The following is a 25467-nucleotide window of genomic DNA, read 5'->3' as shown; positions in this document are numbered from 1 at the left end:
TGATTATGAACGCTTTTGCAATACAACAGTTCAGTTTTCAAGGAGCAGTGGGCAAATTATGGGAAAAACTTGGCGGGTGGATGGACTCCCTCATCCTTAAACTGCCCAACCTTGTTCTGGCCATCATTGTTACGGTCATCTTCTATTTCTTAGGCAAGTATTTTTCACGTTTTTGCTGTAAATACCTGTTCAACAAAATCGAGCAAGAATCCATCAAAGACCTTAGCACACGCTTCGTCTTCGGTTTTAGCATACCGATTGGTTTTTTATTGTCCACGGTATCATGAAACTTGACAAAGTACTTACCTCAATTCTGGCAGGTACCGGTGTGGTCATTCCGAATTCAAAAAACACCTTTGCCAATTATTCACTGACCGTGCGCACCCATATAGTGGTCTGCTACGGCGTGGGTTATGTAAGCAATCTTCAGGAAGTCGAAAATCTGGTGATCAAGCAGGCCTTTGACAAAAAGGTATCAACATTCCGTTCTAGATACGTACGTTGGACTTCGCCAAAAACACTCTGGAATTAAAATCGGTGAACAAATAAGGCTATAAGCGTAGCGATTCGAGCTTTTTCATGGCATGGTCGTAACCGAGGGTAAAGGCCTTTTCGATGCCCTTTTTATCAAGCACCCCAATGCCCGCAAGTTCTTGTGGCTCTACGAGCAGGTCACACTGGTTTATTTTTTCACGGCTCGAGGCATAAATCATCAAGCCCGTGACACGGCCGGTAAGCTGTAGGGAATTCTTTAATTCCTTTTTTTGAAGGGTGCCCACAATGGAAACGTTGCTGCCAATGATATAATCACAATCGTTTTCAACGTACTCTTTCGGAAAGTTGTTCATGATGCCCCCATCGGCATAGAGTATGCCATCAATTTCAACCGGACTAAAAAAAGGTGTCAAGGCAGCCGATGCCAAAAGGGCATGTATCAATTTGCCCCTGTGGAACACTTTTTCTTCCCCGCTCATCAAATCGGTGGCCACTACATACAGGGGTGTGTTGAGCGATGCAAAATCATCCGTGGGAAAGTACTTTTTAAAAATTGAAAAATACCGTTCAGTATCAATAAGGCCGGGTTTGCCTATCGCAAAAAAACTGTATTGAAACAATGGTGTGTCTCTAAAGAACTGCAACATCTCGTTCACCGTGTTACCATTGGCATATAAAGCTCCAACCAGTGCCCCTACACTGCTTCCGGCCACCACCTGTGCCTCTATTCCGTGCTCTCGAAGTGCCTTGATAAGACCTATATGCGCCATACCGCGCACACCACCGCCCGATAACACCAGGCCCACCGATTTGTTATTCAAAAGCGTATTTGGCACTTTCTTCCCTTTCTGGGCAAAACTACTCCAAATTTGAGATAAATTCTTTGAGCATTTCCATTTGCAGTGCCCCAACAAACGGATTCTTGGGGTTGCCGTTGCAAAGCACCAAATAGAAACCAAATTTTGAGGCCCTCCATTCTCGGTACACGCAACGCTCGGCCAAATCGACTTTGTAGATATACCGAAAATGCTTGCGCGTGTCAAGCCCCAACGTGGCGCATATCTGCAGGGCCCTTTTAACGGCCAGCGATATTTCTTGGTCTCCCGAGAACCCATAACGCCTTAGCTTATCCAGCGAATAAGACAGGTCGCTGGCAATCAGGGCCTCCTCAAAGGCCTCAAGAACGGCTTTCAGCCGGGGTTCGAAAATAGCGAGTGTGTTCATCAGTCTGTGTTTTCTTCTATTATTTTCGTCAACTGTGCCTTATCTACCAATCCAGACTGTCGCCATTTTACCGCTCCGTTCTTGAACAGTATCAAGGTGGGCACGCCCTTGATCTGGTATTTGTTCGCCAAGTTTTGGTTCTTGTCGACATCCACTTTGATGATTCGTGCCTTACCGTTTACCTGGCCGGCCACCTCTTTTAGAATGGGCGCCTGCATCTTGCATGGGCCACACCATTCTGCATAAAAATCTACCAACACGGGTTTTTCTGAATTGATGAGTTTGTTAAAATCTCCTTTCATTTCGTATAATTTTAGCCAGCGTTCTTCGCTTGTTTCAATAATTCTCTCTGTTTTTGGCTAAGCTTTTTGGGCAATTTAACGTTCAGGGTGACCAATAAGTCACCAAACTGGCCCGGCTTGCCATATATGGGCATGCCCTTGCCGCGCAATCGTAGCGTTTTTTGGTTCTGGGTACCCTCTTTCAGTTTTATGTTCACCTTGCCAGAGGGGGTCATGATGGGCAAATCGCCTCCAAGAAGTGCGTCGAACACATCCACCTCAACATCCATATGCAGGTTATGGCCCTCACGCTTAAAAGTAGGGTGCTCGTTTACCCGAATGCGCACATATAGGTCGCCCGCCTTGCCATGACTACCCTTTTGCCCCTTGCCGCGCGCACGTAGCTGAAGCCCGTTATAGGCCCCGGGTTTTATTTTCAGCTTAATTTGGTTGCCGTCAACATCCAAGATCCGCTCTGTACCGTGATAGGCTTCCATAAAGTCGATGGCCACCTCACCCGAAACATCGGCACCGGTAAAGTGCTGGGACTCTTCAAAAGGGTTTCCACCGCCGCCAAAAAAGGCTTCAAAAAAATCTGAGAACCCTTGGCCGCCCCCCTGAAACGGGTCGGCACCGGCATATTGGCGCCTGCTCTGACGTTGCCGTTGGCGCTGGTATTGCTCATATTGTTTCTTTTGGGCCACAAAATCTTCGTAGCTGGCCCCCGATTGTTGAAACTGTTCCCAATCGGCGCCCAGTTCATCATATTGTTTGCGCCTTTCTGCATTGCCCAAAACTTGATAGGCCTCAGAGATTTCCTTGAACTTTTCTTCCAAGTCTTTGTTTCCCTTGGTTTTGTCAGGGTGGTACTCTGTGGCCAATTTTCTGTAGGCTTTTTTTATCTCTTTCTCTGAGGCATTTTTACTGACTCCCAATATGTTATAATAATCTCTAAATGCCATGTTCAACTATATTCTTTTTTTGTTGGTCACTAAATATACGTTCTCTGTCTCTTAGATTTGTCATTTTCGCTTCATAAACTAAGTATCCTATCGCAAAAAAAAGGGTGCCCTTAAAAACCTTGGAGGCCAAATGCACCATAGCAAAGAACCTCTTCTCAGGTATATGGGCACCTTTTTAAATTGATCATGCAGGGCTACGAATCCATACCGAAGGCGTAATAATATTTGCCTGGAATATCTTCGTATATTCCCTCGAGCATTACGCCGCCTCTCTTATTCTCTAGCGCTTCCACCACATCTTTGATGTCTTTCACCTTTTTACCGTCAATGTGGGTTATGATGAAGCCTTCGCGTATTTGTGTTTCTTTTCTCAATTTACCGGCGTATAGGTTCACCACTTTAACGCCGCCATCGATATCGAGCTCATCGGCCTTTTCTTTGTCAAGGGTTTCAAAATCGGCCCCCAAGAAATTCAAGACCTCGTTGTGCTCTTTTTTAGAAATCTTGGTGCTGCCGTTTGAATTTTCCAATACCACGGTAAAGGTTTTCTCTTTGCCATCTCGGTTTACCAAAACCTTCACCTTGTCCCCGGGCCGGTGGCGTGCGATGATTTCTTGCAACCTTGGCGAGGTGGTGACCTTTTCACCGTTTACCTCAAGAATAATGTCGCCTTTCTTTAGCCCCGCCTTTTCAGCGGCACTGTCTTCGCCCACGTTCTCTATCCACACGCCGGCCATAAAGTCGACATCTTTTTCTTTGGCAAGGTTGCCGTTCATGGTCATAATGGTAACGCCCATCATACCGCGCTGAACGCTTCCGTATTTGAGAAGGTCTTCGACCACCTTGCTCACGATATTGCTGGGCACTGCAAAACCGTAACCATTGTAGGTGCCCGTTCTACTGGCAATGGCAGTATTGATACCGATCAGGTTCCCGTCAAGGTTCACCAAAGCACCCCCGCTATTGCCGGGATTTATGGCGGCATCGGTCTGTATAAAACTCTCAACGGCAAATTTCTCTTTGTTGATATTGATGTTTCGCGCCTTGGCACTTACGATACCGGCCGTTACCGTTGAGTTCAGGCTAAAGGGATTGCCCACAGCGAGAACCCATTCGCCGACCTCAACATCATCTGAATTGACCAGGGTCAATGGTTTAAGGTTGTCAGCCTTGATCTGTATCAAAGCCAAGTCAGTGGTGGGGTCGGTGCCGATCACCGTAGCCTTGTAGGTAGTATTGTCGTGCAGGGTGACCTCCAATTCGTCGGCATCGTCTATCACATGATTGTTGGTAACGATATAGCCCTTTTCATTGATGATGACCCCTGAACCCGAGCCATAGAAGGGTTGTGGCACCAAGGGCTCTTCGGGCACCATTTCACGACGTTTGAAAAAATCGCCGAATGGGCTGTCTTTGAAAAAGTCCTCAAAGGGATCGGGCAATTGTCGGTAACGGTACTCACGTGGCCCATCGCCCTTGAGGGTACGTGCCGAACGAATGTGCACCACCGCATCCAACACTTTGTTCGTGGTCTCGGTGAAGTCAAGTGGCCGCAGATTGCCATCACTGTCTTTGGTGTACAGTACATTTTTGGCAGGTGTGCCGTTTACTTGGTTGATGAGTACGGGTTCATCTTTTAAAAAGTGGAAGCCGCCAAAAACAGCTAAACTCACCACTAATGCAATCAGTGCCGAAAACAGGTATATCTTTCGGCTTTCGGTTGTTTTGATGTTTATCTTTTTCATAGGTTCTCCATTTTTTGGTTAACTATTCTTGGTTTCAAAAATTTCTTTTTCAGGCTTTTTTTGGTGGCCATCAACAACATGAACAGCAACATTGTATTCCCTTTTAAAAACTAGAAGCAAAGAGGCCGATAGGTGGCCTCTTCACATTTTTATGAGATTTTGATGCTTCGAACAGGTTTTTTTCTTGCCTCTTCTTTTTTGGGAAGATGTATGCTCAAGACGCCTTCTTTGTACTCGGCCTTGATCTGTTCATCTTCAACGGTCTCAGGAAGCGAAAAGCTTCGCTTGAAAGAAGCATACCCAAATTCCCGTCGGGTATAGTTGCCCTGCTTGCTTTCTTCCTTTTCATCAACTTCGGCCGAAATGGAAAGCACGTGGTCTTCTAGACTGATATCGAAATCAGACTTCTGAAGGCCCGGTACGGCCATTTCAACCAAATACTCATCGCCTGTTTCGCGAATGTTCACCGCGGGCAAGGTCATTCCTGTGTTGAAGTTTGACCCGAAGGTACCGGCCAAGTCATTGCCCAACCAGTCTTCGACCCACGAGGGAAAGCTCCTTCTTAGATTGCTTCCAGTCTTTGAAGTAGTTAGCAACGTACTCATAACTTCTTGAGTTTAAAGGTTAAACAATTGGTCACTGTTTTACATTCAATTCTTTTGTGACAGCCAAAGACTGCCAACTTGTCATATTCTGGTTTGCTAGTCGGACTTTTTCCGCTTCAAAAGGGAACGAAGCGGATTCTTAAATCCTGGGTCGGTTAGCGCATCTTGAAGAAAGACCTTGATGGTCACCAACAAAAAAGCAAGATACAGCACCGTCAAGATTGATAGTCCGTATGCCAACTTGTCCATTGTCCATAAAACACTTTTAATCTGTTTGCAATACGACAAATGATGTGCCATTTTGGGTGCTTGTCACACTAAATTTTTATAAAAATCAAAGCCCCGAAGCGTATTTTCACAAACCGCTCGGTCGGCTGGTTTGCCTTTTGATAATAAATACAGGCCCATCAAGACCTTTTGTCGATAATTGCCCGTTGTACATCCAACATTTCGTTGGGCTGTTCGCCATTGGGGCTCTTCGAAAACCGACCACTTGGTCGGTAAGGGGTATTTGGGACATAATGTTAAAACCTGAATGTTTTGTAATGCCAAAAAAATAGATTCGACCAAACTGTTTGTACGATTTTGTCGTAAGTTTACATAGCTATGAAACCTCAGCGCCACATAAAAACCGCCTCTACCGCCATTTTGGTCTTTGCCCTTTCGGCCGAGGAGGAAACAAAGCACAAATCCATATTTGATGGCGCCAGGCTTTTCGAGGCCCTGACGGCCCATACGTTGGCCGAAGTCAAAAAGACAGGACTGCCCCATTATCTTTTTACTGAAAAGGAACAACGGGGCAATTCGTTTGGCGAACGGTTTGCGCACGCGATCCAATCACTTTTCGATTTGGGCCACGATAAGGTAATCACCGTCGGAAACGATAGCCCGCAACTCAAGGCAAGGCATTTGCTCGCAGCCAAAGACTGTTTGGATGGGGGCAAGAACGTGTTGGGGCCATCAAACGATGGCGGTTTTTACTTGATGGGCATTCAGCACTGCGCTTTTGACAGCAAAACGTTCAGTAAACTGCCCTGGCAAACGAGAAACGCCTATCGCGAAACCCTTTTTTATTTTGATAGGAAAGGTGTTGACCATGTATCGCTTTGTGCGCTCACCGATATCGATTCGCTTGTGGATGTCACCGTTTTGGCGTATTCGATCAAATCGATTTCCCGGGCAATGAGACATCTTCTGGCATCCTTCATCCAAATCGAAAATGTTTTTTTATACTTCCTTAAAAAAATAATACCGATTGGTACTGGTGTTTATCACAACAAAGGCTCTCCCTTAGTCGGTGTCTGAAATCCATTATAAGGATCTTCTCTTTTTTCTAGAAAATTAACCAACAACGTGCCCGTGACCTCGGTCATGGCGTCAAAATTTATTATTTAAACTACCAATATGGCTAATTCATATTACGATCCCGCAGATCTAAGAAAATTTGGAAACATCACCGAATGGAGTGAAGAACTGGGCGAAAAGTTCTTTGATTACTATGGCAAGGTGTTCGAGGAAGGTGCCTTGAGTGCCCGTGAAAAATCGCTCATCGCATTGGCCGTGGCACATGTGGTCAAGTGCCCGTACTGCATTGATGCCTATACCAAAGACGGGCTGCAAAGGGGTATCACCAAAGAAGAAATGATGGAGGCCGTTCATGCCGGAGCCGCCATAGAAAGTGGTGCCACCCTGGTACACGGGGTGCAAATGATGAACAAATACAATAAGTTGAGCATGTAAAAAGTGTGAGGTACGAAGTTTTGAGAAAAGCATTCGTACTTCATATTTCTTACTTAATCGAAAGGCAGTAAATATTAAGTATCCAATAACTATTTTACGTAATTGCACTGCTGAATTTCAGATAAAACAGATATGGCTACAAAATCACTAAAAGCAAGAAATAAGGAATTGGCAGCGACCAACAAGCAGCTTGAGATCTTGAGCAATGGTCTCTTTGCCGAGGGCGAACTGCCCTATTTCAAGGATAAAATCGCTGAAATTGGCCAGTTTCCATTGCGGCCCAAGAAATTGGAGATCCTGCAGATCAACGTGGGCTATATGTGCAACCAGGTCTGCGAGCACTGCCATGTGGATGCAGGGCCCGATCGAAAGGAAATCATGACCCGTGAGACAATGAAGCAATGCTTGGAGGTGATCCGCAACACCGGTGCCCACACATTGGACCTTACTGGCGGGGCCCCAGAGATGAACCCTAATTTTCGGTGGTTTGTCGAAGAGGCTGCCAAAGCAGGTATCAAAGACTTCATCGTTCGCTCGAACCTGACCATCATCCGTGCCAACAAAAAATACCACAACCTGCCTGAATTCTTCAAAAAACACAATGTTCACGTGGTCTCGTCAATGCCGCACTATACCCGCGGAAAAACAGACAAACAGCGAGGCGATGGCGTGTTTGACAAAAGCATAAAAGCGCTGCAAGAGTTAAATGCGGTCGGCTATGGCATGCCTGAAAGCAATCTAAAGTTAGACCTTGTCTACAACCCTTCAGGTGCCTATCTGCCCGGTGACCAAACGGCTTTGGAAAAGGACTTTAAGAAGGCCTTGTTCGAAGATTTCGGAATCCATTTCCATAATCTGTTTGCCATTACCAACCTTCCGATCTCCCGTTTTTTGGACTATCTGATCGCTTCCGAAAACTATGAGGACTATATGTACGCCCTTGTTGATGCCTACAATCCAGCGGCAGTTGAAAACGTAATGTGCACCAACACGATTTCGGTCAGTTGGGATGGCTGGTTGTACGACTGCGATTTCAACCAGATGCTGGGCCTAAAAGTGGCCAGCAAGGTGCAGCACATCAAAGATTACAATGAAGATGTGCTCAACAACAGAAATATTATCATTTCACAACACTGCTATGGCTGTACCGCTGGTGCGGGAAGCAGTTGTCAAGGGACTGTGGCGTAAGTCTCTCCCAATCCCTCTAAAGAGGGGAGTTTGTTCGTTGTATGAAAAAAAAATTGATTAGAAATTACTGAATTCAAATAAGTGTAACCTTTAAAACATCCCCGCAAAAGTTCCCCTATGGGGGCCAGGGGCCAATATTATGAGTTATTTAGAAGCTACAAACGATTTATATAGAGAAGCAGCTTTAACCCCAGATGTAGGGCTTTGCTGTACCACCAATCCCGTATGGGAGCTGCCCGGGTTGAAGATTCCCAAGATCATGCAAGAAATGAACTATGGTTGCGGCAGCACGGTCCATGCGCGTGATTTGACCAATAATCCCAGCGTATTGTATGTGGGTGTGGGCGGCGGAATGGAACTGTTGCAATTTGCCTATTTCAGCCGCCAAAAAGGCGGGGTGATCGGTGTTGATGTAGTGGACGAAATGTTAGAGGCCAGCCGAAACAACTTTAAAGTGGCCGAAGCAGAAAACGATTGGTTCAAATCTGAGTTTGTGGAATTGCGAAAGGGCGATGCCCTTAACCTTCCGGTCGAAGACAACAGCATCGATGTGGCCGCCCAGAACTGTCTGTTCAATATCTTTAAGGAAGATGACCTTAAAAGGGCCATTGAAGAAATGTACCGTGTGCTGAAACCACACGGAAGGCTTGTGATGAGCGATCCCGTTTGTGAGCAAGGGATGAACGAGATCCTACGAAACGATGATAGGCTTAGGGCCCTGTGCCTCAGCGGAAGCCTCCCCATCAAAGACTACATAAAGGCTTTGACCGATGTTGGCTTTGGCACCATCGAAATCAGGGCCAGAAAGCCGTATCGCATACTCGACCCAAAGAACTACCCGACAGACGAATTGATATATATCGAGTCCATCGAAGTGGCGGCCATAAAAGACCCAATGCCAGACGATGGGCCATGTGTCTTTACCGGCAAAGCGGCCATCTATTATGGAAGTGAAGACTATTTTGACGATAAAAAAGGACATGTATTGTTAAAGAACCAGCCCTTGGCAGTATGCGACAAAACCGCTGGTGCCTTGGCAGCCCTTGGCAGGAATGATATCTTTATCAGCGAATCTACCTATCATTACGATGGCGGGGGATGTTGTTGAAACCAGATAGAAGATTTTCTTTTGAAGGGAAATCGTACGCCAAAAAACCTCTTTTTGGGATGCATTTAGGCGAAAGTTTTCGCACTTAAACCGACCACTTGGTCGGTTTAGTTTTTTGAAAACCAGTCATTTGGTCGACCAAATGACTTTTTAACGAAATTTTTCTGCCATATATCCCATAATCTTCAACTTTTTATCGGTTCATCGGTTCTTTGAAACAGACTTAACGGTCTAAAACCCAAAAAACCAAATCTTATGGACAAGAACCGAAAACGCATGGAAACCATGCACCGAATGAGGGCGAAAGGCCTTGAGCTTTTCTATCAAAAAGGATATCATGCGACCAGTATCGACGATATCTTAAAAGAGCTGTCCCTTTCAAAAGGTGCCTTTTACCACCATTTCAAATCAAAGGAAGATTTTTTTATCAGCATTACGCAAAACATCATTATGCAAAAGGTGTATGCGCTGTTGGTCGAGCCACTTGCCCAAGATAAGAGCCCGATTCCCGTAATCATCGACACCTTGAACAATGCCTTGGAAACGGCTGAGCACAATTCGATGGACTGTGGTTTTATGCTCGGCAACTTCTTGACGGAGTTCAACCGTGGTGAGAACGAGGTTCTACAATATTTGAAAGATATTCTCAAAGTATGGGAGATCAATCTTATATCTGCCCTTAAAAACGGTAAGAGCGATGGCCATATCGCCCGTCATGTCAATTGTGAAGAGGTGGCTACCTACATCATTTCTTCTTACATGGGCATTCGAACCATGATGGCGAGCGGTAATGCGAAAATGCTAAAATATCAATACATACAGCAATTAAAGGCTTATATGTACACTTTAGAGCAAGAGAAGGAAACCATTTACTAGACTGTTTTAGACAAGGACTTCCTCCACTTTGCCCAAGACGGTTTCCGTTGGGATGGACTCCATCACGTTCTCGTAGCCCTCGGGCACCTTGTTGCCATACACAGAGGTGGGAATAAGCGGATATGCCGCCCTATCGGCCAACAAGGCATTTGAAAGATGCTGCCCGAAAGGGTAAAAGCCCGCATAGGGGTGGGTAACGCCCCATAAGGTTATGACCTTTACACCAAAATTTGCCGCCAGATGTGCATTGGCACTGTCCATTGACACCATAAGGTCAAGATGGGAAATCAGTTGCAGTTCTTCTTCGAATGACAGCTTGCCAGCCACGTTGAAAACCTTATCAAACGGGGAAGCAAGGGTTTCGAGCATTTCTTTTTCCTTCTTTCCGCCACCTAAAAGAAATATTTTATACTTTTTGGTATTTTTAAGGAATTCGATAATGCTTACCGTTCTATCAAACGGGTACATCTTGCCCGCATGGGCCGCAAAGGGGGCAATGCCTATACTAGGTTCAGCCTTTTCTCCCACCATCTTTTTTACTTCCTGTGACATTGTAAGGGGCGGCAACACATTGTCAGTTCTTAACTCAACAGGATATCCCAATTCTGCGAACACATCGGCATAGCGTTCATGGGTGTTCTTCAGCTGTTTGAAGATTTTGTTCTTTTTACGGGTCAAAGCCCTTTTCTCGGGCCGGCCCTTATCAATTTGCACCACTTTTATGCCCCCAAGTGCAAAAAATGCTTTTAAGATATTGCTACGAAGTACATTATGAAGGTCGGCCACCGCATGGATGGGCTGTTTTTTCAGTTCGCAATACAGTTTCCATAAGCCAATAATCCCCTTGTGTTTGCCCAAAAGTTCCGCTTCGTGGAAATCGACCCCGTTGATATGGTGGAACAGAGGCTTGTGAAAGCCCCGTGAAACCACGGTAATCTTTAGCCCAGGATATTTCTTGGTGAGTGCCAATAGAACCGGCACGGTCATGGCCACATCGCCCAGGGCAGAAAAGCGAATGACCAGAATATGGTCGTTCTTAGCCTTTTTGGCCACGCAAAACAGGGTTTAATTCATCATCATTGTACATTTTCATCTGCTTATAGACTTTCATGTACTTGTCTCCGTTTTCAATATCGGCCAAGAGCTGGTTGATAGCGGTCGAAAGGTCTTTCTTTTGCTCAAGCAGCACGTTCAGCTTTTCTTGGCATTTCTGAACATGTGCTGCCGAGGCATCCTTGCGCTCGACCTCTTCGCGCATATGGTAGATCTTTAAGGCCAAAATCGATAATCGGTCGATGGCCCAAGCAGGGCTTTCCGTATTGATGGTGGCATCAGGCTTTACATCTACCGATTGGTATTTTTGAAGAAAATAGCTGTCGATATATTCTACCAGATCGGTACGGTCTTGATTGCTGGCATCTATTTTCCGCTTAAGCTGTAGAGCTTCTTCGGGTTCAATTTGGGGATCTCTGATAATGTCCTCATAATGCCACTGCACGGTATCTATCCAGTTTTTGCGGTAGAGCAGTCTTTCGATTCCACTATCATATCGATTCACGAATTCTTGGTCCACATGGTCTTTGACATGGTAATCTTCAATGCTCTCTTCAAAAATCTTAAAGGCCTGTTCGCTGAACATACTCTGTTTTTTTGCAAAGATAGGATTTCTGCCTTAGCCCATTTGTTGCTCCAGTAGCAGTGCCAATGGGGCTAAGATAAAAAGTGCCAATACCGCCTCTTTTAACTGCGCCCGTTTGATGGTCTCTATATAGTTGGCGATAAAAACCGAGGCTGGCATAAAACTGAACAAAATATAGAATGGCGAGGTCTGCGCCAGGGCATTCACCAAAAGTGCCAAAAAGAAATACAACAGCATGAAGCGAAATACGATGATTCGCCCGCCGCCCTTTTTTCGAAACTTCACAAAATCTATGATGGCCATGATAACGACCAGCGCCGCAAATACGATTATTTTGCTGTTTAGGTCCGTTACCGAGCTCGGCATCCCTTGCTTGAACTGGGCGACAAAATCATAGTGTTCCACAAAAAATTGGCTTTTACCGTACCAGAAAAGAACAGCAAGGGTCAACATCAAGAAAGTGGCAATCCCCGCCAAAGCCGATAACCAGGTCTTGGTCGATTTCGGGGCATAGGTATTGATCGAAAAAAATACAAGGCCAAAAAAAAGAAGGGTCCAAGGGCAGAAAAGCGAGGCGAAGCAAACCCAAAGCATGGCATCGAAAATCTTATGCTTTAGATTTTTTAGTGACTTGACCTCGAGCAAGCGGTGTACTGCCAACAAAACAAAGAAATTGCTTACCATGGCCTTGGCTTCGGCCACTGTATTCGGAAAAAGTATGATCAGCAACACCCAAAAAAGCATAAAGAACGAATGCTGGCCGGTAATCTTATGCTTTTTGACCATCATATCAGCAAACAGAATACTGATTGCCACTAGTGCGAACAGCAATAGTTGGCCCAAGATGGCGTTGGGGGTTAATTGCTCGCCCACAATGCGAACGGCATACAGCCAATGAAAGGCAAACAGAAAGACCAAGAGAACGACATACTGAATGGGCTGGGTTTTGCCAAAAAATCTTGATATCATCCTCGGATTTACTATTTTTGCATCTATAAATATAGAGAAGATGAGCTCATTTTTTTACGGTATCGAAGACTTATTTGTGAACTATCTCTTTTGGCCCTACGACTTTTTCCGTTTTATGGACAATTGGTGGACGTCTAACACCGTAAACTGGATATTTCTGATTATTGGTGTTATCGCCATGTTCTATTGGCTGAAGCAGCTAAAACTTTTCAATGATCGTGGCGAAGAAGACAAGAGCATAACCTCGCACTCATACCTGTAATTTCCTTAAGAAAATAGAAACAGTGGCCTTTGTTCGGCCACCGTTTACTTTGGATTTCAATCGACAATCCGGCAAAGAAACGAGTGGATCGAGGACAATGACTCTACGAGGTCAAAGGTCAAACCCTAGATCTTTTCGGTAGTACATTCCTTCAAAATCCATTTTTTGGATATTCTGATAGGAAGTTGACAGGGCTTCCCTAAAATCATTTCCGAAAGAAGTGACCGCGATCACACGGCCGCCGTTGGTCAAGATTTTTCCGTTTTCTTCTTTGGTGCCCGCATGAAAAACTATGGAATCGGAAATCTTTTCCAGCCCAATAATCTCCTTCCCTTTTTCATAAGCCTCTGGGTAACCTCCTGAAACTGTCATCACCGTTGCAGCTGAGCGTTCGTCTATCTCCAACGTGACCTCATTCAGTCTCCCATCGGCCACCGCCTGTAACACTTCGACCATGTCGTTCTTGATTCTCGGAATGACCACCTCGGTCTCCGGATCGCCCATACGCACATTGTATTCAATTACCTTGGGCTCTCCATTAACCTTTATCAGTCCAATAAAAATAAAACCAACATAAGGGATGTTGTCTTTTTTAAGTCCGTCTATGGTAGGTTTTACAATGCGTTGTTCTATTTTCTGCATGAATTCGGCATCGGCAAAGGGAACCGGTGAAATAGCGCCCATTCCACCCGTGTTCAACCCTAGGTCTCCCTCTCCTATTCGTTTGTAATCTTTGGCGGTGGGCAGTATTTTGTAATTTTCGCCATCTGTTAAAACAAAACAGCTCAGTTCAATCCCATCTAAAAACTCCTCGACCACGACTGTGTTGCTGGCTGTACCAAATTTCGCGTCCACAAGCATGGCCTTCAGCTCTTTTTTGGCCTCTTCGATATCGTTTAAAATCAACACTCCCTTACCTGCGGCAAGACCATCGGCCTTAAGCACATAGGGCGGATCAAGAGATTCCAAAAAAGCATAGCCCCTGGCCAACGTCTCTTTTGTAAAGCTCTCATAGGCCGCGGTGGGGATGCTATGGCGTTTCATAAAGGCCTTGGCAAATTCTTTACTGCCCTCCAAGGTCGCTCCCAGCTTTTGCGGCCCTATTAGTGGAATGTCTTTTAGTTGTTCATCTTCCAGAAAAAAGTCATGCAACCCATTTACCAACGGGTCTTCTGGCCCCACGACCACCATATCGATGCTTTCGGCAAGCACTGCTTGCTTTAAATGCTCGAAGTCATTAACCTTAATATCAAGATTTTTGGCAATCTTAGAAGTACCAGCATTGCCCGGCGCCACAAAAAGTTTATTGACCTTGTCACTTTGGGCAATTTTCCAAGCAAAGGTATGCTCACGACCCCCCGAACCCAATATCAAAATATTCATAAGCTGATGTTTGGGCAAAAGTAAAATTTCAAATGCTTACTAAGCAGAAAGTTTGCTATTTTCTGTTGTGATCTGAAAAATCGCGATGTTCGGTCCGCTCCAACTCTTCCTTTGAAAGGGTCTTGAAATATTCAAATGTTTTTTTCATTCCCTCTTCGCGACCTACTTTCGGCTCCCATCCCAAAATCTCTTTAGCCTTTGTGATATCAGGCTGGCGCTGCATGGGATCATCTTTTGGCAGTGGCTTATAGACAATTTTTTGATCTGTCCCTGTCAGCTTAATGATTTCTTCAGCAAACTCCTTGATGGTTATTTCATGTGGATTGCCAATGTTCATTGGCAGGGTATAGTCGCTCATCAAGAGCCGATAAATGCCTTCAATCTCATCATCAACATAGCAAAATGAACGGGTTTGGGAGCCATCGCCAAATACGGTCAAATCTTCGCCCCGCAAAGCCTGTCCCATAAATGCGGGAATGACCCTACCATCGTTCAGACGCATTCTTGGGCCATACGTATTAAAGATTCTTACAATTCTAGTATCTAAGCCATGAAAGCGATGGTAGGCCATTGTAATGGACTCTTGAAACCGTTTTGCCTCATCGTAGACCCCTCTGGGGCCAATGGTATTCACATTGCCATAATATTCTTCCGTTTGTGGATGCACTAGAGGGTCTCCATATACCTCGGAGGTAGAAGCTATCATAAAACGTGCCCCTTTTTCTTTGGCCAATCCTAACAAGTTGTGAGTGCCCAATGCACCAACCTTTAAGGTCTGGATGGGTATTTTTAAATAGTCGATTGGGCTTGCCGGAGAAGCAAAATGGAGAATGTAGTCAAGTTTACCGGGAACATGTACGAACTTCGTAACATCGTGGTGATAAAACTCAAACTGTTTTAATTGAAAAAGGTGTTCAATATTTTTGAGGTCACCTGTTATTAGGTTGTCCATTGCGATGACATGGTGCCCTTCAGCGATGAATCTATCGCAAAGATGGGATCCCAAAAAGCCTGCTGCACCGGTGATGAGGGTTTGTTTCATACTCCACGCGAAAATAAGACAGTTGTAATTGTTTTAAAAATAATCCTTAAATCCAAAGTTATTGACCTATTCTTGATATAGTATAGGTCATATTCAAGCTTTTTTATCGAATCATCCAAATTTTCTCCATATTTAAACTTCACTTGAGCCCAACCAGTAATTCCTGGTTTAATAATGTGCCTTACATTATAGAACGGGGTTATCTGATTTAATTCATCTACAAAAATTTTACGCTCAGGACGGGGCCCTATAAACTGCATATTGCCCTTTATCACGGATATTATTTGAGGTATTTCGTCTATTCTAAACATTCTAAGTACTTTCCCAAATGGCGTAACCCTCATGTCGTTCTTTGAGGCCATTTTTGCTCCACTTTTCTCGGCATCGACCACCATAGACCTAAATTTGTATATTTTGAATTCTTTACCATACTTGCCGACCCGTTTTTGGGTATAAAAAAGTGGCCCCCTGTTGAAAAACAGATTGCAAAACCAAACGAATGGAGTAACCAATAAGAATATGGTTCCCACAAATACAGAAAGTACAAAGTTTATGCAAAAGGTAAATATCGTCTGCAAGTATCTTATTTTTCTATTTCTCAACTGCAATATTTCATAGTAGCTTTCATTGTGAGAGGTTAAAGGCAAGGCCTCATAAGTACTTTCATAGAATGACATATAAGAAATAACCTCCTTTCCATTAAGAATGGAGCTTACAATCATATTCTCTAAATCTTTAGTCAGTCTTTCGTAGTCCTTAATATTAACGATTATGGTATCTATCTTTTCGGCTGCAGACAAGAAAAAACTTTTGTTTACCAGAGTGTTATGATCAATTGAGTAGGTAAGCCTAACCTTGTAGAAGGTGTTGATATCATACCCATTGATAGCATTAGTTTCATTCTTCACTGAATCGGCGGAAAACTTGTCATAAATGTATAGGACATTTTTTGTGGTTGGAATGATTCTGAACATATTCCCAAAGAACAATCGCCACAATCCAACTTCAATTGGCGTTAAAAGAAGAAAAGAAAGAAGGGGTATGCGCCAAAAGCTCACGTCAAAGAAAAAAACAGCAAAAATAAAAACAAGAAAAACGTAGAAAGCCGCAATAAATATGGACAGCGACACTATATATCTTCTTTTGGCAACTTTTTCCAAGTTATAGAAATCTAGTATGTACGAAAGCCCCAAGAACACAAGTATACCAAAAGCAAAAACGAAAACTTTAAGCGTTGTTGAAACAAACTCTTTATCTATGGCATGGTTGATTAAAAGATTGAGTGAAGCCGAAATGATCAAGAGGTCTCCCACCAAGAGAATAAACTTTCTCTCTATTGAATTAAGTATTGAGGGTCTTGGCATCTTAGCAACAGTTGACAAAAATTAAAAATAACTCTTTAGCTTCAGTATAGAGGCAGTTATAAGATAGAACAAACTCTCGAAAAAAGATAATCCCTCTTCTTTCCGGTATATTTTCCATTCATAAGGGATTAATTTTAGTTTATTTGACGAAATTGATTCATTGCCTTTTCTGTAAAAAGCCAAACACTCCTGCAATCCATAGGCATTGGTTTTTTTCAAAAGTTTTAGCCAAAGCGCAAAATCTTGTCTTTTTCTAATCTCTGGCATAAAAACCTTACCAAGTTTTTCGACATTATACACAGCAGTAAGGCATCCTATTGGGTTTTTATATAGCGCTTTTTGATATGTTACCGTATGCTTTGCCCTCATTTCACCTTCTATTTTTTTGCCTTGCACATCAATGAAACCATAAGAGGTAAACGTAAAACAATAATCGTTATCAATCATAAATTTCAACTGTTTTTCCAATTTTTCAGGGTGCCAAATATCATCACTATCCAAAAAAGCTACGTATTTCCCTCTAGCCAATGAAATTCCTTTATTTCGCGCAATTCCAGCCCCTGAATTTTTTGTGAGCCTTATATACTTCAGTCTTTTTTCGTTTTTTGCTGTCTCTTTAACCTTGAGCGGCCCACTATCGGATGAACAATCATCGATAACAAGGTGTTCCCAATTGGTGTGTGTTTGTTTGATCACCGAGGCAATGCACTGTTCAATGTATTTTTCAGAATTGAAAATTGGGGTGATTATCGAAACCATATTGTCTGTCGCCACATCTGCTTTCATCGTTCATATTGCTTTAATGACCTAAACCCTTCTATCGATAATCGATAGGCCTCGGTAAAGTTCGTGCCCTTTTTTTGTAGTTCTTTTCTTTTAAGAAAAAGAAAAAATACCACAACAGCTAAGCCTTTTACCCCGTATAGCCTTCTGAACATCGCCCCTTTTGCCCATAAAATTTTAGGACTCAGTGTTTTACCCGAGCTCATAGGCTCGTGAACAACAATTGGCTTTGGAATAAAGCGAGCTGATATACCGCGTTTCAGGGCATCATTCAAATATATGTTCTCTTCGCCCGTGGGATAAATAGATCCCAGACCAAACCTTTCGTCAAAAGACAGGTCAACATCTTTAATAATTTTGACATTCACCGCCATCGAAATCGAGCTTACCTTAAGAATAGATTTTCGGTTGTGAACAAAAGTTTGGTCTGCATACCTTTTGAAATCTTTACCTTCAGGGGTCACTATCTTAAATGTGAAGATTTGACAAGACGGAAAATCTTTAAACGCCTTCCTAATTGTATCTTCAGTAGATTCCAAATATCTTACATCATCATCAGCGATTACACCAATACCTTTTTCAACTTGCGCAAACGCCAGATTTCTACTTTTTGAAAGCCCCTTTGTTTTTGAATTGATTACAGTGCAAAATTTCTTTGAAATAGTCAATGGTTCAGAATCTTCAATCATTTGGTTCAAAATGACCATTCTGAAATTATCATGCAGTCGGGTATTGAGAAGATCGGCATTCTTAATTACTCTTCTGTCAGCTGTAGAAACCAAAATTGTTATTCTATGCATTTCTCAAAATTTTACTTTTTGAGATAAAGAAAGCTGCCATAGGAATAAGCATTAGCACCCCATTCATCCTATGCCTGAATGCCCCTGAAATATTTGTCTCGAATAAGCTTGCCATAAGCACTACTATTATTACCGCCAATAACCAGAACAAAAGTGTTTTCTTGTGCTTTGTCAGAATCATTGGAAGTGTTAACAAGAAAACATAGATCGAGTCTAAGAAAGGTATGAACTTCGAGAAAGTAATGTGATTTTCGACAAGAATGGGTAAGGGCGAGAGCAAATACTGGAAAAATAGCAGTAGAATGTTTTTTATACTAAAAAGCAAACCATCCCAGCTTTTCACATCGTATCCTTCAACACCATACTCCAAAACATGATCCTCCCTGAATTTGGATAGCCAATCAATATTGAATTCCAAATTGTAGATTATTAAAACCAATTCTTGAAACAATAATACAAATATGGCCCCAGCAACCGCAAACTTTAAAAAGTTGAAAACGGTGAAGAGCCCCTTTCTCATTCCGTATGCCAAAAAGGCCAGACACAACAATGTGAAGCCGCTAATTGGTCGAATAATAAGTGTGCAAAAGGCAAACAAAGCTAATAATAATGTGTCTACAGTATTGATTTTTGAAATGTTCAATTTGACCACATATATCAAGCTAATCGAAAAGAACAACAGAAGAGATGGTTCTCTAAGCAAGCTCGCCGCATGGATAAGACCCACCGGATAAAACAAGATTAGGCACAGCAGAACCTGATACTCCCGTTTTTCTATTTCTAGCCCTTTTGATTGCGCCAGATATCGAAAAGACCTGAAAATGAACAAAAAAGAAAGATTGTAGAAATGAATGTTGAACAATACAAAAATAATTGGTTTCCCAAAGGAAAGAGAAATAGGTATCCAATTGATGATGGAATATCCCATCACACCGAGGGAGTATTTATCGTAGTACGACCAATCTCTAATAATCTCAGCATAGATATAATTATCAGGGGCAAAAGGTTTGAGCTTCAGCATAAGATTCAAAACAAAGAACGATACTGGAACCAAATACGACAAGATGGTAAGCAAGATCGTAGTTTGAGATCTTAGGTTCTTGCCCAGCAAAAAGATGTGAATTATCACCAATATTGGCAAATACATGCCAAACAGTACAATTCCGACAAAATCCGTTTCAAAAAGTTCGAACAAATTACTACCTGTTTAATTTAAGAGAGTTTTGAACTAGGTGCATCTGCAGAAAAACAGCAAAATGAATAACCCCCAGCTCTCTAACCAGTGTGCTCTCGGTTAGCGAAATTACAAAAAACACCATGGCTTCATAAAACAGCATATTTTGCTTGAACCGAAAGCTTAGATAGAAGGCATATATGACGAAAGCAATCAATATCAATCCTCCTATTACCCCATACATTAAAGAGTATTCCAAAAAATTGTTGTGCGCGTTTTTTGGCTCTCCTTGGAAATTCCCTTCGAAATATTTCGAAACCAGCTCTTTTTCATCACTGCAGAAGCTCCCCATAGGATTATTGCTGAGGTATTCTAGACAAGCTTTCCAGATGAATATTCTTTCCGAGGCTTTACTTTTGTTTTTTATCTGATATTCCGCCTCTTTGAAATCTCTTAAATCAGATTTCACCCTATCGCCAATCGAGGGGAAAAAGTTCCAAGCCATCATTCCTATAGAAATGATTAGGAGCAGTAACAGAAGAGCCTTTGTTTTTCTACCTGAAAGGAAATATTGTGAAATCGCAAATAGCAGTATGAACAACAAAGCCAAATAGCTGATTTTTGCGCTTACCAAGAACAAAAACAGGACAAGAACGAAAAGAACAGACGAGTCGAGCAGAATCGCTCTTCCTCTCTCTTTCAATCTTATTTTTTCGATTGTTGCACAAATAGCGCTTAAAATAAACATTGCCATATAAGTAGGGTGCACCTTAAGGGTTGACATCAATCCTTTGTGAGTGAACTCGTTCCACCAGTAATATCCCTCTGGTGTAACCCCAGATTTGGCAGTTTCAACTACCGCGTATGCTGAACCAAGCAATGAAACAAAAAAAACAACAATAACAGAGTACACCAGATTGTCGTAAATCCATCTACGTAATTCTATCGATTCCCCAATGTTGAGATAGTATATAATGAAGAAAAGTGGTATTATGGAATTCAACAGCACGAAATTTGAAGCGCATTGTTGAAACAATAAAAATATACTCGGTACTATAAAGAAGATTAGAGGAATTGTTCCCTGATATTTTATGTTCCATGAATTTGCCCTTCTTTTTGCCAAAAAAGAAGCAAGAACGACCAATACTAAAAATATCCTGTTTGGAACAAGACTAATTTCAAGAAAGAAGATTGACAAAACATAAAATGCTATAAGTATTCTGAAAAGTGTCTTCATTGTTTCTTCCTTCGCTTAGCCAGATTGAAAAATATAAGTGAAACCATCAAACTGATGCACAACTCAGTAGAAATTCTAATAAAGGCAAAATGGCTGACATTCAAATGATTTCTAAATAGAATAGCCCCCAATATCCCTAAAGTGCCGATAGAAGTTGTTGTAAGAAAAAGCCTGTTTTCAGCACCAAGTATATGTATCCCTATCCATCCATACACCGCTGATATAGAAAGAAAAAAGGGTGTATAGCACATAATACGTAAAATGTAGTACGCTTGAAAATAACTTTTGCCAAAGAGTATAAAAACAATTTCTTTAGAAAAGACAAATACCAGCGTGCAGCATAAAAAAACGGTAATACAATAAATACTTCCCACTTTCTTCAAGTCACGATAAAACATTTGCCGGCTATTACTATACAGCTTCGAAAAAAATGGCAGTCCACTCTTCACAAATGGTGCAACCAGTAGTAGTTGCATACTTGAGATAATTCTGTATGCCGAAGTATATGCCCCTAATTCTTTTTTTGAGACCACAAAACCCATGACCAACAGTATAGAATTTACCAAGACCAATGTTGAGAACTCATTTCCAAAAATGTAAAAATTCTTTTTTAATGCCCTTATAATTGATTTTAAGGATGCGCGCTTAAGTTTGAATTTGTATGTAGCTACAATCCAGTACATTATAAAAATACTCAAGACCAACTGCGGAAGTGTGTTTACTATAACGAGCATAGGATAATCCTCTGGTTTCTTAATCAGCAGAAAAACTATGCCTGTGGCCAGCAATTTCACCACAAAGTTGATTTTGGCTATCAGCTTTATCCTTTCTACACCCTGAAGAAAAAACCAAGGGCTTAAAAGGCTTGCAGTACACCCTATGAAGGCTAAGTGAAATACTTTTGACTCAGCCTTAAAAGAAGGCACTACTTGCACAAGAAAGAAATAGATTGCCCCAAAGACTATAAAAAGAAATAATTTGGTGTTTATAACCTTATTGAAAATATTGTTGCGATCTTCATTATTGGAGGCCTGGCTTATGGCTTTTGAAGCTGAATAATCGAACCCATAGCTTACCAATGAATTGAAATATACTGAAAAGCTAAGCGCGTAATCGGCAATACCAAAGTTCTCGATGCCCAAAACTCTTGCCACATAGGGTAAATAAACAAAGGGCAGAATGAGATTGGCAAATTGAACCCCGCTCAAGGATGAAAAATTAGAAAGAAGTCTGCCAAATTTATTTCCCATAAAATTCACCTATAAAGTCATGTGCAGTTTTGTTTAGAATCTCTGAAATCTTAATCTGCCCTATAAGAATCAAAGCACTCAACAGACGCAATAAAGATTTTTACCTGCAAAATGCTATTTCTTTTATCGTTGACCAAGAATTGAGTTTTTTGGCCTTAAAACATTTGCCCTTATTCGACCCGCCTTTATACAACTGTTTACAAGTCTCTGCTCCTTTAAAATTCGCTTCGCAAACTCATACCAAGAGATGGCTTCACCATCAGTAAAGTGATAGATTCCAAAAGGTGGTTCTTTCTTTATCAATTCTTCAAACAAGAATTTGGTCAATGATATTGTATTTGTTGGACACCCAATTTGCGTATCAGTAACTTTCAGGGTTTCTCCTTTTTTAGCTTTTTCCAGAATGGTCCGATAAAAATTCTTGCCATGTTTTTTACTATAAAGCCATGAGGTTCGTACAATATAGAAGTGGTCCAGTATTTTTTGAACATATCTTTCCCCTTGTAGCTTTGACCTGCCGTATTCATTGATGGGGTTGGGTTTATCGCCGGGCAAATAGGGACTGTCTTTTTCTCCGTCAAAAACATAATCGGTAGAGATATGTATCAATACCACCTTGTTTTTTTTGCAAGTTTCCGCTAAGTTCTTTACCCCCTCTGCATTTACCTCAAAGGCTTGGGGGGGATTCTTCTCCGCGTCTTCCACATTGGTGAATGCGGCACAATTGATGCAGTAGTGGTATTGGTCATCACTAATGGTTTTGCCCAACATTGCCTTCTTGGTTATATCAAGTTCTTCACTTGTCTTAAAATCAAAACTCAGTTCTGGATAGTTAGGGGCCAGTTCTTGAAGGGTAAGCCCAAGTTGGCCTCCAGCACCGGTTACCAATATTCTTTTCATAAGTTCAATGAATTGAATGTTGGCAAGCGCCTATCTTTTTCTGATAGCATGAGCTTGTTTATTGGACACCCCCAATCAATGGCCAAATCCGGGTCGTTGAAAGCAATACCATTTTCTGCATTGGGGTTATAGAAAGAATCGCACTTGTAGTGGAAAATCACCTCATCGGAAAGACTTAGAAAACCATGTGCCATACCTTTCGGTAAAAAAAATGAAGTACCCATTTCTGCACTCAATCGCATCTTATAGTGCTGGCCAAAGGTTTTGCTGCTCTTTCTAAGATCGACCACAACATCCAGCACCTCGCCCTTCACCACCCGTATCAACTTGGCCTGGGCATGGGGTTCTTTCTGAAAATGAAGACCCCGCAAAACCCCTTTTTTAGAGGTTGACAGGTTGTCTTGCACAAAATCTACCTTGGTGCCGGTCAAGTGTTCAAATGCTTTTTTGTTGTAGGCCTCCTGAAAAGTGCCGCGTCCATCTTTGAACACTTCGTGCTGTATTAGGTAGCACTCTTCAAATATTGTTTTTAAAATCTTCATATTTCCGGCACTATCGCAATTTCATTAAATATTCACCATAACCACTCTTCAATAGTGGCCTTGCCAATTTATGAAGTTGCTCTTTGGTGATATATCCCATATTGTAAGCGGCCTCCTCTATTGATCCAATCTTGAGGCCCTGCCGTTTTTCTATGACTTCTACAAATTGTGAGGCTCTCATCAATGATGAAACAGTACCCGTATCAAGCCATGCTGTTCCGCGATCCAAAATACTTACCTGTAATTTTCCCATTTCAAGATACGCCTGATTAATATCTGTTATCTCAAGTTCGCCCCTATTGCTTGGCTTAATATTTTTGGCAATTTCAACCACATTGTTATCATAAAAATAAATGCCTGGCACCGCATAGGAGGACTTTGGGGTTTGCGGTTTTTCTTCAATGGACAACACCTTGCCATTGTCATCGAATTCGACCACCCCATAACGTTGCGGATTCTCGACGTGATAGCCAAAAATCACTCCCCCGTCAGGATTACTTTTTTCCTGTAAAAGATTTGACAGGCCTGAGCCATAAAAAATGTTGTCACCAAGAATCAGGGCCACTTTATCGTCACCAATAAAGTCTTTTCCAATTATAAAGGCTTCAGCAAGACCGTTTGGTTCGTTTTGGACCTCATATGAAAATGAACATCCCAGTTGCTTGCCGTCACCGAGCAATTCTTTAAATAGCTCAGTATCATGCGGGGTGGTTATGATCAATATTTCCCGTATTCTTGTTGAAATCAACGTTGACAACGGATAATAAATCATGGGTTTGTCATAAACGGGCATCAACTGTTTGCTCAAAACCTTTGTCAAAGGGTATAAGCGTGTTCCAGATCCTCCTGCCAAAATGATTCCCTTCATGCTTTGGTGATATATTTTTCCAAATAATGGTCAATGGTTCTTTCAAGTCCTGATCGCAAATCCTCTTTAGGCCTCCAGCCTAGGGCACCCTTTATTTTTGAGGAATTGATTGCATATCGAAAATCGTGTCCGGGGCGATCTTTTACAAATGTGATCAAATCGGCATAGCGTCCTTCATTTCTAGGAACCTTTTTATCCAAAATCGAGCAAATATTCTTGGCCAACTCCAGATTGGTCTTTTCACAGTTGCCGCCAACCGCATAGGTTTCGCCTGATTTCCCCTTCTCAAATACGAGTTCCAATGCACGACAATGGTCTTCTACATACAACCAATCGCGAACGTTTTTTCCGTCTCCATAGATAGGAATCGGCTCTTCTGCCAATGCCTTTCGGATAATGGTGGGAATCAATTTTTCACCATGTTGATGGGGACCATAATTATTGGAACAGTTGCTGATCACCGTATTGAGGCCATAGGTGTGATGGTAACTTCTCACCAAAAAATCAGCAGCGGCCTTAGAGGCGCTGTACGGACTGTTGGGGGCATAGGGGTAGGTTTCGTCAAAACTGCCCTCTGCACCCAAACTGCCATAGACCTCATCGGTCGAAATATGGTGAAATCGATTCCTGCGGTCGCTTGAAACTCCTGACTGCCTTTCTAGCCAATGGTGTTTGGCAACCTGCAAAAGGGTAAACGTACCCTCAATGTTCGTTTTGATAAAGTCGGCCGGGCGCTCTATGGAGTTGTCCACGTGCGACTCGGCCGCGAAGTGAATGACCGAGGCAATACCATATTCCTCGAAAATGCTCGATACCAAATCAGCATCACAGATATCGCCTTTTATAAAGCTATAGTTCTCCTTATCTTCTAATTCTGAAAGACCTTCAAGGTTTGCGGCATAGGTAAGTTTGTCTAGATTTACGACATGTACATCCTCCCTTCTACCTAGATAATATCTTATGAAATTGCTTCCAATAAATCCGGCACCGCCGGTGATCAATATGGGTTGCCGGTTGTTCAGCATGCACA

The 25467-nt window shown here is 42.4% G+C and carries 30 protein-coding genes; 8 read left to right on the top strand and 22 right to left on the bottom strand.

All coding sequences use genetic code 11. The features are described from left to right. The first annotated feature begins 5 nt into the window (after nucleotides 1-5). Together VC82_RS06845 and VC82_RS06840 are read left to right on the top strand one after the other, a co-directional pair. Entirely contained in the window at nucleotides 6-287 is a 282-nt protein-coding gene (locus tag VC82_RS06845) for a hypothetical protein (RefSeq protein ID WP_157518009.1), read from the top strand. Further along, complete coding sequence (locus VC82_RS06840) at nucleotides 284-532, top strand: hypothetical protein (protein ID WP_045801715.1); 249 nt, start codon at nucleotides 284-286, stop codon at nucleotides 530-532. The genes VC82_RS06845 and VC82_RS06840 overlap by 4 nt, the downstream gene beginning before the upstream one ends. Before the next feature lie 19 nt (nucleotides 533-551). On the opposite strand, the gene VC82_RS06835 is transcribed toward VC82_RS06840, so the two are convergent. From VC82_RS06835 to VC82_RS15540, 7 genes are all read right to left on the bottom strand, one after another. Further along, nucleotides 552-1316: a patatin-like phospholipase family protein gene (locus VC82_RS06835; RefSeq protein WP_045803299.1), complete on the bottom strand. Its 765-nt coding sequence runs from the start codon at nucleotides 1314-1316 to the stop codon at nucleotides 552-554. 37 nt (nucleotides 1317-1353) lie between these two features. Continuing rightward, nucleotides 1354-1719 carry a hypothetical protein gene (locus VC82_RS15800; RefSeq protein ID WP_045801714.1) on the bottom strand — a complete coding sequence of 122 codons (366 nt, stop codon included), beginning with the start codon at nucleotides 1717-1719 and terminating at the stop codon, nucleotides 1354-1356. Next, nucleotides 1719-2021, bottom strand: a complete 303-nt coding sequence (gene trxA / locus VC82_RS06825) for a thioredoxin (RefSeq protein ID WP_045801713.1) — start codon at nucleotides 2019-2021, stop codon at nucleotides 1719-1721. Before trxA ends, VC82_RS15800 begins: the two co-directional genes overlap by 1 nt. 11 nt (nucleotides 2022-2032) lie before the next feature. Beyond that, the gene (locus VC82_RS06820) at nucleotides 2033-2962 is read right to left on the bottom strand and encodes a DnaJ C-terminal domain-containing protein (RefSeq protein WP_045801712.1); all 930 of its coding nucleotides are present in this window, start codon (nucleotides 2960-2962) and stop codon (nucleotides 2033-2035) included. 194 nt (nucleotides 2963-3156) lie between these two features. Next, nucleotides 3157-4707: a Do family serine endopeptidase gene (locus VC82_RS06815; RefSeq protein ID WP_052698937.1), complete on the bottom strand. Its 1551-nt coding sequence runs from the start codon at nucleotides 4705-4707 to the stop codon at nucleotides 3157-3159. A 149-nt stretch (nucleotides 4708-4856) separates the two neighbouring features. Continuing rightward, entirely contained in the window at nucleotides 4857-5312 is a 456-nt protein-coding gene (locus VC82_RS06810; protein ID WP_045801711.1) for an Hsp20/alpha crystallin family protein, read from the bottom strand. Nucleotides 5313-5408: 96 nt separating this feature from the next. After that, complete coding sequence (locus VC82_RS15540) at nucleotides 5409-5561, bottom strand: hypothetical protein (protein ID WP_157518007.1); 153 nt, start codon at nucleotides 5559-5561, stop codon at nucleotides 5409-5411. A gap of 357 nt (nucleotides 5562-5918) precedes the next feature. Here VC82_RS15540 and VC82_RS06805 point away from each other — a divergent pair, with 357 nt between their 5' ends. The 5 genes from VC82_RS06805 (at nucleotide 5919) to VC82_RS06785 (ending at nucleotide 10224) form a co-directional block, all read left to right on the top strand. Continuing rightward, nucleotides 5919-6617 (top strand): TIGR04282 family arsenosugar biosynthesis glycosyltransferase, encoded by a 699-nt coding sequence (locus tag VC82_RS06805; protein ID WP_045801710.1) that lies wholly within the window; start codon nucleotides 5919-5921, stop codon nucleotides 6615-6617. 99 nt (nucleotides 6618-6716) lie between these two features. Beyond that, a complete protein-coding gene (locus tag VC82_RS06800) occupies nucleotides 6717-7052 on the top strand; it encodes an arsenosugar biosynthesis-associated peroxidase-like protein (protein WP_045801709.1) in 336 nt (111 codons plus the stop codon). 132 nt (nucleotides 7053-7184) lie between these two features. Then, entirely contained in the window at nucleotides 7185-8240 is a 1056-nt protein-coding gene (gene arsS, locus VC82_RS06795) for an arsenosugar biosynthesis radical SAM (seleno)protein ArsS (RefSeq protein ID WP_045801708.1), read from the top strand. Between the two features lie 139 nt (nucleotides 8241-8379). After that, nucleotides 8380-9348, top strand: a complete 969-nt coding sequence (gene arsM, locus VC82_RS06790) for an arsenosugar biosynthesis arsenite methyltransferase ArsM (protein WP_045801707.1) — start codon at nucleotides 8380-8382, stop codon at nucleotides 9346-9348. A 255-nt stretch (nucleotides 9349-9603) separates the two neighbouring features. Then, on the top strand, nucleotides 9604-10224 hold the full coding sequence (locus VC82_RS06785) for a TetR/AcrR family transcriptional regulator (protein WP_045801706.1): 621 nt from the start codon (nucleotides 9604-9606) through the stop codon (nucleotides 10222-10224). A 6-nt stretch (nucleotides 10225-10230) separates the two neighbouring features. Here the strand turns inward: VC82_RS06785 and VC82_RS06780 are convergent, their stop codons facing one another. The 3 genes from VC82_RS06780 to VC82_RS06770 are packed head-to-tail and all read right to left on the bottom strand — an operon-like array spanning nucleotide 10231 to nucleotide 12832. After that, nucleotides 10231-11277, bottom strand: a complete 1047-nt coding sequence (locus VC82_RS06780; RefSeq protein ID WP_245616003.1) for a glycosyltransferase family 9 protein — start codon at nucleotides 11275-11277, stop codon at nucleotides 10231-10233. Next, on the bottom strand, nucleotides 11261-11863 hold the full coding sequence (locus VC82_RS06775; protein ID WP_045801705.1) for a DUF4254 domain-containing protein: 603 nt from the start codon (nucleotides 11861-11863) through the stop codon (nucleotides 11261-11263). The genes VC82_RS06780 and VC82_RS06775 overlap by 17 nt, the downstream gene beginning before the upstream one ends. A 33-nt stretch (nucleotides 11864-11896) precedes the next feature. Then, nucleotides 11897-12832 carry a DUF6427 family protein gene (locus VC82_RS06770; RefSeq protein WP_045801704.1) on the bottom strand — a complete coding sequence of 312 codons (936 nt, stop codon included), beginning with the start codon at nucleotides 12830-12832 and terminating at the stop codon, nucleotides 11897-11899. A gap of 40 nt (nucleotides 12833-12872) precedes the next feature. Here VC82_RS06770 and VC82_RS06765 point away from each other — a divergent pair, with 40 nt between their 5' ends. Beyond that, nucleotides 12873-13094 carry a DUF6341 family protein gene (locus tag VC82_RS06765; protein ID WP_045801703.1) on the top strand — a complete coding sequence of 74 codons (222 nt, stop codon included), beginning with the start codon at nucleotides 12873-12875 and terminating at the stop codon, nucleotides 13092-13094. A 111-nt stretch (nucleotides 13095-13205) separates the two neighbouring features. On the opposite strand, the gene purD is transcribed toward VC82_RS06765, so the two are convergent. The 12 genes from purD to rfbB all read right to left on the bottom strand — a co-directional run bounded on the left by purD (nucleotide 13206) and on the right by rfbB (nucleotide 25462). Then, nucleotides 13206-14477 (bottom strand): phosphoribosylamine--glycine ligase, encoded by a 1272-nt coding sequence (gene purD, locus VC82_RS06760; protein ID WP_045801702.1) that lies wholly within the window; start codon nucleotides 14475-14477, stop codon nucleotides 13206-13208. Between the two features lie 55 nt (nucleotides 14478-14532). Next, nucleotides 14533-15519: a UDP-glucuronic acid decarboxylase family protein gene (locus tag VC82_RS06755; RefSeq protein ID WP_045801701.1), complete on the bottom strand. Its 987-nt coding sequence runs from the start codon at nucleotides 15517-15519 to the stop codon at nucleotides 14533-14535. Further along, the gene (locus VC82_RS06750; protein WP_045801700.1) at nucleotides 15516-16883 is read right to left on the bottom strand and encodes a sugar transferase; all 1368 of its coding nucleotides are present in this window, start codon (nucleotides 16881-16883) and stop codon (nucleotides 15516-15518) included. Before VC82_RS06750 ends, VC82_RS06755 begins: the two co-directional genes overlap by 4 nt. Nucleotides 16884-16904: 21 nt before the next feature. Next, nucleotides 16905-17669, bottom strand: coding sequence for a glycosyltransferase family 2 protein (locus tag VC82_RS06745; RefSeq protein WP_045801699.1), 765 nt, complete (start codon nucleotides 17667-17669; stop codon nucleotides 16905-16907). After that, on the bottom strand, nucleotides 17666-18466 hold the full coding sequence (locus VC82_RS06740; protein ID WP_045801698.1) for a hypothetical protein: 801 nt from the start codon (nucleotides 18464-18466) through the stop codon (nucleotides 17666-17668). Before VC82_RS06740 ends, VC82_RS06745 begins: the two co-directional genes overlap by 4 nt. Continuing rightward, a complete protein-coding gene (locus VC82_RS06735) occupies nucleotides 18459-19487 on the bottom strand; it encodes a hypothetical protein (RefSeq protein WP_157518005.1) in 1029 nt (342 codons plus the stop codon). The genes VC82_RS06740 and VC82_RS06735 overlap by 8 nt, the downstream gene beginning before the upstream one ends. 178 nt (nucleotides 19488-19665) lie before the next feature. Further along, complete coding sequence (locus tag VC82_RS06730) at nucleotides 19666-20877, bottom strand: O-antigen ligase family protein (RefSeq protein WP_045801696.1); 1212 nt, start codon at nucleotides 20875-20877, stop codon at nucleotides 19666-19668. After that, on the bottom strand, nucleotides 20874-22127 hold the full coding sequence (locus VC82_RS06725; RefSeq protein WP_045801695.1) for an oligosaccharide flippase family protein: 1254 nt from the start codon (nucleotides 22125-22127) through the stop codon (nucleotides 20874-20876). Before VC82_RS06725 ends, VC82_RS06730 begins: the two co-directional genes overlap by 4 nt. A 123-nt stretch (nucleotides 22128-22250) precedes the next feature. Then, complete coding sequence (gene rfbD, locus VC82_RS06720) at nucleotides 22251-23027, bottom strand: dTDP-4-dehydrorhamnose reductase (RefSeq protein ID WP_045801694.1); 777 nt, start codon at nucleotides 23025-23027, stop codon at nucleotides 22251-22253. Continuing rightward, nucleotides 23024-23569 (bottom strand): dTDP-4-dehydrorhamnose 3,5-epimerase, encoded by a 546-nt coding sequence (rfbC, locus tag VC82_RS06715; RefSeq protein ID WP_045801693.1) that lies wholly within the window; start codon nucleotides 23567-23569, stop codon nucleotides 23024-23026. Before rfbC ends, rfbD begins: the two co-directional genes overlap by 4 nt. Nucleotides 23570-23579: 10 nt before the next feature. Continuing rightward, nucleotides 23580-24437, bottom strand: coding sequence for a glucose-1-phosphate thymidylyltransferase RfbA (gene rfbA, locus VC82_RS06710; RefSeq protein ID WP_045801692.1), 858 nt, complete (start codon nucleotides 24435-24437; stop codon nucleotides 23580-23582). Beyond that, the gene (gene rfbB, locus VC82_RS06705; protein WP_045801691.1) at nucleotides 24434-25462 is read right to left on the bottom strand and encodes a dTDP-glucose 4,6-dehydratase; all 1029 of its coding nucleotides are present in this window, start codon (nucleotides 25460-25462) and stop codon (nucleotides 24434-24436) included. Before rfbB ends, rfbA begins: the two co-directional genes overlap by 4 nt. Nucleotides 25463-25467: the final 5 nt, after the last annotated feature.

Origin of the sequence: Flagellimonas lutaonensis (assembly GCF_000963865.1) — a bacterium.
GTDB lineage: Bacteria > Bacteroidota > Bacteroidia > Flavobacteriales > Flavobacteriaceae > Flagellimonas_A > Flagellimonas_A lutaonensis.
Note: the sequence above shows the minus strand (reverse complement) of the source record. Positions and strands in the feature narration are given on the sequence as shown.

What these genes read in the sequence shown, in the direction of transcription:
- VC82_RS06820 (WP_045801712.1), bottom strand. Translation starts at nt 2,962, where the DNA reads ATGGCATTTAGAGATTATTATAACATATTGGGAGTCAGTAAAAATGCC.
- VC82_RS06810 (WP_045801711.1), bottom strand. Translation starts at nt 5,312, where the DNA reads ATGAGTACGTTGCTAACTACTTCAAAGACTGGAAGCAATCTAAGAAGG.
- VC82_RS06845 (WP_157518009.1), top strand. Translation starts at nt 6, where the DNA reads ATGAACGCTTTTGCAATACAACAGTTCAGTTTTCAAGGAGCAGTGGGC.
- VC82_RS06740 (WP_045801698.1), bottom strand. Translation starts at nt 18,466, where the DNA reads ATGCATAGAATAACAATTTTGGTTTCTACAGCTGACAGAAGAGTAATT.
- VC82_RS15540 (WP_157518007.1), bottom strand. Translation starts at nt 5,561, where the DNA reads ATGGACAAGTTGGCATACGGACTATCAATCTTGACGGTGCTGTATCTT.
- VC82_RS06755 (WP_045801701.1), bottom strand. Translation starts at nt 15,519, where the DNA reads ATGAAACAAACCCTCATCACCGGTGCAGCAGGCTTTTTGGGATCCCAT.
- trxA (WP_045801713.1), bottom strand. Translation starts at nt 2,021, where the DNA reads ATGAAAGGAGATTTTAACAAACTCATCAATTCAGAAAAACCCGTGTTG.
- VC82_RS06745 (WP_045801699.1), bottom strand. Translation starts at nt 17,669, where the DNA reads ATGAAAGCAGATGTGGCGACAGACAATATGGTTTCGATAATCACCCCA.
- VC82_RS15800 (WP_045801714.1), bottom strand. Translation starts at nt 1,719, where the DNA reads ATGAACACACTCGCTATTTTCGAACCCCGGCTGAAAGCCGTTCTTGAG.
- VC82_RS06800 (WP_045801709.1), top strand. Translation starts at nt 6,717, where the DNA reads ATGGCTAATTCATATTACGATCCCGCAGATCTAAGAAAATTTGGAAAC.
- rfbD (WP_045801694.1), bottom strand. Translation starts at nt 23,027, where the DNA reads ATGAAAAGAATATTGGTAACCGGTGCTGGAGGCCAACTTGGGCTTACC.
- VC82_RS06785 (WP_045801706.1), top strand. Translation starts at nt 9,604, where the DNA reads ATGGACAAGAACCGAAAACGCATGGAAACCATGCACCGAATGAGGGCG.
- arsM (WP_045801707.1), top strand. Translation starts at nt 8,380, where the DNA reads ATGAGTTATTTAGAAGCTACAAACGATTTATATAGAGAAGCAGCTTTA.
- rfbA (WP_045801692.1), bottom strand. Translation starts at nt 24,437, where the DNA reads ATGAAGGGAATCATTTTGGCAGGAGGATCTGGAACACGCTTATACCCT.
- VC82_RS06775 (WP_045801705.1), bottom strand. Translation starts at nt 11,863, where the DNA reads ATGTTCAGCGAACAGGCCTTTAAGATTTTTGAAGAGAGCATTGAAGAT.
- rfbC (WP_045801693.1), bottom strand. Translation starts at nt 23,569, where the DNA reads ATGAAGATTTTAAAAACAATATTTGAAGAGTGCTACCTAATACAGCAC.
- rfbB (WP_045801691.1), bottom strand. Translation starts at nt 25,462, where the DNA reads ATGCTGAACAACCGGCAACCCATATTGATCACCGGCGGTGCCGGATTT.
- VC82_RS06770 (WP_045801704.1), bottom strand. Translation starts at nt 12,832, where the DNA reads ATGATATCAAGATTTTTTGGCAAAACCCAGCCCATTCAGTATGTCGTT.
- VC82_RS06725 (WP_045801695.1), bottom strand. Translation starts at nt 22,127, where the DNA reads ATGGGAAATAAATTTGGCAGACTTCTTTCTAATTTTTCATCCTTGAGC.
- VC82_RS06750 (WP_045801700.1), bottom strand. Translation starts at nt 16,883, where the DNA reads ATGCCAAGACCCTCAATACTTAATTCAATAGAGAGAAAGTTTATTCTC.
- VC82_RS06815 (WP_052698937.1), bottom strand. Translation starts at nt 4,707, where the DNA reads ATGAAAAAGATAAACATCAAAACAACCGAAAGCCGAAAGATATACCTG.
- VC82_RS06730 (WP_045801696.1), bottom strand. Translation starts at nt 20,877, where the DNA reads ATGAAGACACTTTTCAGAATACTTATAGCATTTTATGTTTTGTCAATC.
- VC82_RS06805 (WP_045801710.1), top strand. Translation starts at nt 5,919, where the DNA reads ATGAAACCTCAGCGCCACATAAAAACCGCCTCTACCGCCATTTTGGTC.
- VC82_RS06735 (WP_157518005.1), bottom strand. Translation starts at nt 19,487, where the DNA reads ATGCTGAAGCTCAAACCTTTTGCCCCTGATAATTATATCTATGCTGAG.
- purD (WP_045801702.1), bottom strand. Translation starts at nt 14,477, where the DNA reads ATGAATATTTTGATATTGGGTTCGGGGGGTCGTGAGCATACCTTTGCT.
- VC82_RS06840 (WP_045801715.1), top strand. Translation starts at nt 284, where the DNA reads ATGAAACTTGACAAAGTACTTACCTCAATTCTGGCAGGTACCGGTGTG.
- VC82_RS06765 (WP_045801703.1), top strand. Translation starts at nt 12,873, where the DNA reads ATGAGCTCATTTTTTTACGGTATCGAAGACTTATTTGTGAACTATCTC.
- arsS (WP_045801708.1), top strand. Translation starts at nt 7,185, where the DNA reads ATGGCTACAAAATCACTAAAAGCAAGAAATAAGGAATTGGCAGCGACC.